General features: G+C 71.2%; 5 protein-coding genes. 2 read left to right on the top strand and 3 right to left on the bottom strand.

What is annotated here, in order from left to right:
• Nucleotides 1-330, bottom strand: a 330-nt coding sequence (locus B8460_RS11140; protein ID WP_048861670.1) for a hypothetical protein, incomplete at its 3' end; no start/stop codon positions are given.
• Nucleotides 331-536: 206 nt separating this feature from the next.
• Between B8460_RS11140 and B8460_RS11135 the strand changes: the two genes are divergently transcribed.
• Entirely contained in the window at nucleotides 537-2,171 is a 1,635-nt protein-coding gene (locus tag B8460_RS11135; protein WP_052945220.1) for a choice-of-anchor tandem repeat GloVer-containing protein, read from the top strand.
• Here B8460_RS11135 and B8460_RS11130 read toward each other — a convergent pair.
• Nucleotides 2,153-3,733, bottom strand: a complete 1,581-nt coding sequence (locus tag B8460_RS11130; protein ID WP_048861669.1) for an acyl-CoA synthetase — start codon at nucleotides 3,731-3,733, stop codon at nucleotides 2,153-2,155. The two genes, B8460_RS11135 and B8460_RS11130, sit on opposite strands and share 19 nt — an antisense overlap.
• The gene (locus tag B8460_RS11125; protein WP_048861668.1) at nucleotides 3,730-4,902 is read right to left on the bottom strand and encodes an acetyl-CoA acetyltransferase; all 1,173 of its coding nucleotides are present in this window, start codon (nucleotides 4,900-4,902) and stop codon (nucleotides 3,730-3,732) included. Before B8460_RS11125 ends, B8460_RS11130 begins: the two co-directional genes overlap by 4 nt.
• 176 nt (nucleotides 4,903-5,078) lie before the next feature.
• Here B8460_RS11125 and B8460_RS11120 point away from each other — a divergent pair.
• On the top strand, nucleotides 5,079-5,699 hold a 621-nt coding region (locus tag B8460_RS11120; RefSeq protein ID WP_199445617.1), incomplete at its 3' end, for a lytic transglycosylase domain-containing protein.

Genomic DNA, 5,699 nt, shown 5'->3' with positions numbered 1-5,699 from the left:
GGCGATCGCGCCCGGCGCGCGGCGGGCGAGGACGAGGTGGGCGAGGTAGGGCAGCGCGAGGCAGAGCAGCCAGAGGCCGATCAGCGGCCGCCAGTCGGCGCGCGTGAAGGCCAGCCCCGCCGCCATGCAGAGCCCGCCCGCATAGCCCATCGCGGCGCCCGTGACACCGTTGCGCGCGAGTTCCGTCACCTGCCCGCGCAGGACGGCGACGGCGTCGGTTTGGGTGGCTGATCCGGGGGTGGATGCCTCCGTGGATGCCTCCGTGGATGCCACCGGGGCGACCGGTCCCGCGTGGGTTGCCGCCGTGCCGTGATCGACGACATCCGCCATGTTCGCCCCGCTCGACACAGGTCCGCTCGTGCCGCGTCCCCGGACGCCGCCCGGCGGCCCGTCGGGGCGCGGTGCTGCCGAAACCGTGTTTGGCCCGCTCCCGCCGTGCTGGATCATACTCCCGCACGGCGGCGCGGCGGAAGCGTTACCGCCGCTCCGCGGCGCGGTGCCTGCGCGTGTTGATGCCAGCGAGCGGGAGCACGGAAATGAGCGGCGCGTACACGGTCCTGGTGAACTTCAGCGGCGCCAACGGAGACAATCCGTTCGGCCTCGGGCCCGATATCGGCGGGACGCTCTACGGCACCACATTCGGCGGCGGGTCGGCCGATTTCGGTACCGTGTTTTCGTACGGCATCGGCAGCGGTCAGCTGCAGACCCTCACCAGTTTCGCGTATGTCGGAGGCGGGGGTTACCAGCCCCAGGCCAGTGTCGCGGATGTCGGCGGCACGCTCTATGGAACGACCTCCCAGGGGGGGTCGAGCGGCGACGGCACGCTCTATTCGCTCGATCCCGCGACGGGACAGACCAGCTTCCTGGTGAGTTTCAACGGCAAGGACGGGGCGGACCCCCAGGCGGGCGTCACCGCCGTCAACGGCACGTTGTACGGGACGACACTGAGGGGCGGGACGACCGACCAGGGCACGCTGTATGCCTACAACCCCGCCACGACGCAGTTGCAGACGCTGGTCGATTTCAACGGCACCGACGGCCAGGACCCGTCTGCCACCCTGCTCGACGTCGGCGGCACGCTGTATGGCACGACCTACAGCGGCGGCGCGAAGGGCGGCGGGTCGGTCTTTTCCTATGATCCGGCGACGGGACAACTGCTGACCCTGGTCAGCTTCGACAGCGTCAACGGCGCAAGCCCCCTCGGCGGCCTGACCGACGTGAACGGCATCCTGTACGGGACGACCGAATATGGCGGAACGTCGAAGGACGGCACGCTGTTTTCGTACGATCCGGCGACCGGCGGATTCCAGACCCTGATCAATTTCGACGGCACCGACGGCGCCCTGCCGATCACCGGCCTGACGGATGTCGGCGGCACGCTGTACGGGACCACCTATGAAGGCGGGTCGTCGAACAACGGAACCCTGTTCAGCTATTCGATCACCACGGGGCAGTTGCAGACCCTGCACACTTTCAGCACGGCGGATGGGATCGGCCCCACCGTCACCCTCGTCGATGTCAACGACACGCTCTATGGCATGACAGAGAACGGCGGCACGGGCAGCGGCGGCACGCTGTTCTCCTACGCGCTGCCCTGCTTCGCGGCGGGGACGCGGCTGCGCACCGAGGCCGGCCCCTGCGCGGTCGAGCGGCTGCGGCCGGGTGTCGTGGTCGTGCTTGCCGACGGGCGCACCGCGCCGGTCGTCTGGATCGGCCACCGCGGCATCGATTGCCGGCGCCATCCGCGGCCCGAGCGCGTGTGGCCGGTGCGCATCGCCGCCGGCGCCTTCGGTCCCGGCCTGCCCGCGCGCCCGCTGTGGCTCTCGCCCGACCATGCGCTGTTCATCGACGGCGCGCTGATCCCGGTGAAGCATCTGATCGACGGGCGCGCCATCGCGCAGCTTCGGGTGGCGCGCGTCACGTATTATCATGTGGAACTGCCCCGGCACGACGTGCTGCTCGCCGAGGGGCTGGCGGTCGAGAGCTATCTGGACGACGGCGCGCGGGCACGCTTCGCGGGCGGCGGGGTGGTCGCGCTGCATCCCGACTTTTCCGCCCGCGCGCGCGAGGCGGATGGCTGCGCCCCGCTCGTCGTCACCGGGCCGGTGCTGGCGGCGGCACGGGCGCGCGTCGCGGCCGGCGCGGCGTGGGGCTACGCGCTCGCATCCTGATCGAAGCCGACGCCCTGTTCGATGAGGCGGGCGCGGACGTCGCGTTTGGGGACCTTGCCGTAGGCTGAGCGCGGGAGGGCGTCCCAGAAGACGAAGCGGTGCGGCCATTTGTAGCGGGCGAGGCGGCCCTCCAGATGCGCGCGCAGCGCCGCCTCGGCCACCGGGGCGCGGGCGACGATGACGGCGACGCCGCCCTCGCCCCATTTCGGATGCGGCAGGCCGAGCACGCAGGCCTCGGCGACCGCGTCGTGCAGCAGCAGCGCCTCCTCGATCTCGCGCGGATACACGTTCGATCCGCCGGAGATGTACATGTCGGACGCGCGGCCGGTGAGATAGACAAAGCCGCGCGCGTCCATGTGTCCCACGTCGCCGGTCGCGAACCAGCCATGGGCGAAGGCGTCGCGCGTCGCCGCGTCGTTGCCGTGATAGCCCGCGAACACGCCGGGGCCGCGCACGCCGATCACGCCGGTCTCGCCGGTCGGCAGCACCGCGCCGTCCGGGCCGAGGATCGCGATATCCATGCCGGTGCGGGGATAGCCGCAGGAGGCGAGCGGAAAGGCCGGATCGTCCTCCGTCGTGTGCCAGTGCGGCGGCAGCACGGTGATCGCACCCGTGACCTCGCCCATGCCGTAATACTGCACCAGCACGGGGCCGAGTTTGCGCAGCGCGTGGATCTGATCGGCGCGGTACATCGGCGCGCCGGCATAGATGACGTAGCGCAGCGACGAATGGTCGTACTGATCGACCGACGCGTCGCGCGTGAGCATCGTCAGGATGGTCGGCACGGTGAACATGTTGGTCACGCGGTGCCGCTCCACGAGGCGCCAGGCCTCGGCGACGTCGAGACGCTCGCTCGGCATCAGGATCGTCGGCGCGCCGCGCGCGGCGGGCGAGAGCTGGTGGACGCCCGCGCCGTGCGACAGGGGTGCCACCACCAGCGAGGCGTCGCGATGCGTCAGGCCCGGCATCAGGTCGGACAGATGGTTGGCGACAATGAAGTTCATCTGCCCGTGCGTCAGCGTGCCCGCCTTCGGCCGCCCGGTGGTGCCCGAGGTGTAGAAGAACCAGCACGGATGGTCGCGGTCCACGTCGACGGGGGTGTCGAGCGGCGACGGATGCGCGGCGAGCGCATCCCAGTCGGCATCGGCGCCGTCGAGCGGGCCGCCGAGGGCGACGGTAAGGCGGTGGGAGGGATTGGCGGCGCGCAGGGCGGCGGCGTGGTCCGGGAAGGCCGCGTCGATCAGATGCGCCCGCGCGCCGGAGCTTTCGGCGAGATAGGCGGCCTCGGGCGGGGTCAGGCGAAAATTGGTCGGCACCCAGACGGCGCCGATCATCCAGGCCGCCCACATGCTCTCGAACATCGCGTTCGAGTTGCGGCTGTGGATCAGCACGCGGTCGCCGGCCTCGATGCCGGCGGCGCGCAGCCCGGCGGCGGCGCGGGTGACGCGGTCGAGACAGTCGGCCCAGCGCCAGGTCTGGTCGCGCCAGATCAGCGCCGGGCCGTCCGGGTGGCGCCGCGCGGCGTGCAGCAGCAGCGCCGCGAGGTTCGCCGTCGGGATCATGCGCGCAGCGGTTCGAGGATCGAGACGTAGTTGGCGACGGCGGCGCCGCCCATGTTGAACACGCCGCCCACATCCGCCTTCGGCAGCTGCATGTCGCCCGCCTCGCCCGCGAGCTGCATGGCGGTGATGACGTGCATGGAGACGCCGGTGGCGCCGATCGGGTGACCCTTGGACTTCAGCCCGCCCGAGCGGTTGACCGGCAGGCGCCCGTCGCGCTGCGTCCAGCCCTCCAGCGCCGCGCGCGCGCCCTGACCGGGCGGCGTGAGGCCCATCGCCTCGTATTCCATCAGCTCGGCGATGGTGAAGCAGTCATGCGTCTCGACGAAGGAGAGATCGCCCAGCTTGAGGCCGGATTCGTCGAAAGCGCGGGCCCAGGCGGCGCGCGCCCCCTCGAACTGCGTGATGTCGCGGCGGGAGATGGGCAGGAAGTCGTTGACCTGCACGGCGGCGCGGAAACGCACGGCGCGGCGGAGCGTGCGCGCCGTCTCCTCGTCCGTCATCACCAGGGCGGCGGCGCCGTCGGAGACGAGGGAGCAGTCGGTGCGCTTGAGCGGCTGCGCGACGTAGGGGTTCTTCTCCGACAGGTTGCGGCAGAAATCATAGCCGAGGTCCTTGCGCATCTGCGCATAGGGATTGTCCACGCCGTTCCTGTGATTCTTCGCGGCGATGGCGGCCAGCGCGTCGGACTGGTCGCCGTAGCGCTGGAAATACGTCTCCGCGATGCGGCCGAACACGCCGGCGAAGCCCGCCGGGATGTCGCCCTCCTCGCGCCGGTAGGAGGCATTGAGCAGGATGTCGCCGACCTGCGCGGTGGGGGTCGCGGTCATCTTCTCCGCGCCGACGACGAGGGCGAAGCGGCCGCGCCCGGCGGCGAGCCAGTCGCGCGCGCCGTGGACGGCGGCACTGCCGGTGGCGCACGCGTTCTCGTAGCGGGTGGAGCGCTTGAAGCGCAGCTCGGGGACCGATTGCAGGACGAGCGAGGACGGGAAGTCCTGCTTGTCGAAGCCGTTGTTGAACAGGCCCACGAACACCGCGTCGATTTCCGAGGGGGCGATGCCGGCGTCCTCGATCGCGGCGCGGGCGACGCGGCCGATCAGGCCCTCCACGTCCGGTTCCTCGAGCTTGCCGAACGGGCTGTGCGCCCAGCCGACGATGCAGGCATCCGTCATGGCCGTCCCTCCTCGCGTGCCGCCGCGCGCCGGCGTGGTGCCGACGCAACAGCCCGCCCTCGATTTCGGACAGGACGGGGGCGCAGGCAAGAGGGCACTCGCGGGCGGCGCGAGACCGCGTCATAATAACATCGCGTAACCTATTGATTAGGTTTGAGAGCGGGAGAGGCGGCCCGATGGCATTGCCGATGCGGACGGAACGCGGGCCAGGGCGCGGCGCGGCGCGGCCGGCGCTGGTCGCCCTTCTGTCGCTCGGCCTGCTGGCCGGGTGCGGGCATCGCGCGACGACGACGGGCTGGACCGGCGCGCGCGCGGGCGGGTCCGGCGGCCCGGGCTCGGCCTCCGACCCGTGGGGGCCGTATATCCACGAGGCGAGCGGGCGGTTCCACGTGCCGGAGCAGTGGATACGCGCCGTGATGCATCAGGAAAGCGGCGGGCATCAGTATCTGAACGGGCGGCCGACCACGTCCTGGGCCGGTGCGGCGGGGCTGATGCAGGTGATGCCCGGCACCTATGCCGAGCTTGCGGCGCGCTACGGCCTCGGTCCCGATCCGTATGACCCGCACGACAACATCATGGCCGGCACCGCCTATATCCGGCAGCTTTACCATAAATACGGCAGCCCGGGCTTCCTCGCCGCCTATAACGCGGGGCCGGGGCGGATGGACGCCTATGTGGCGCGCGGCAGTTCGCTGCCGACCGAGACGGTGAATTACGTCGCGAGCATCAGCCCCAACCTCGGCAGCCGGGCGGCCGAGGCGGCGGCGGTGGGCGCGATCGCGTCCGCGGCCGAGCCC

Source organism: Acidisphaera rubrifaciens HS-AP3, assembly GCF_000964365.1.
GTDB lineage: Bacteria > Pseudomonadota > Alphaproteobacteria > Acetobacterales > Acetobacteraceae > Acidisphaera > Acidisphaera rubrifaciens.
The sequence above is the reverse complement of the archived record's forward strand: the minus strand, read 5'-3'. Positions and strand labels throughout refer to the sequence as shown.

Bases quoted from the DNA above. Each gene is read 5' to 3' on its own strand.
- B8460_RS11130 (WP_048861669.1), bottom strand. From the start codon at position 3,733: ATGATCCCGACGGCGAACCTCGCGGCGCTGCTGCTGCACGCCGCGCGG.
- B8460_RS11125 (WP_048861668.1), bottom strand. From the start codon at position 4,902: ATGACGGATGCCTGCATCGTCGGCTGGGCGCACAGCCCGTTCGGCAAG.
- B8460_RS11135 (WP_052945220.1), top strand. From the start codon at position 537: ATGAGCGGCGCGTACACGGTCCTGGTGAACTTCAGCGGCGCCAACGGA.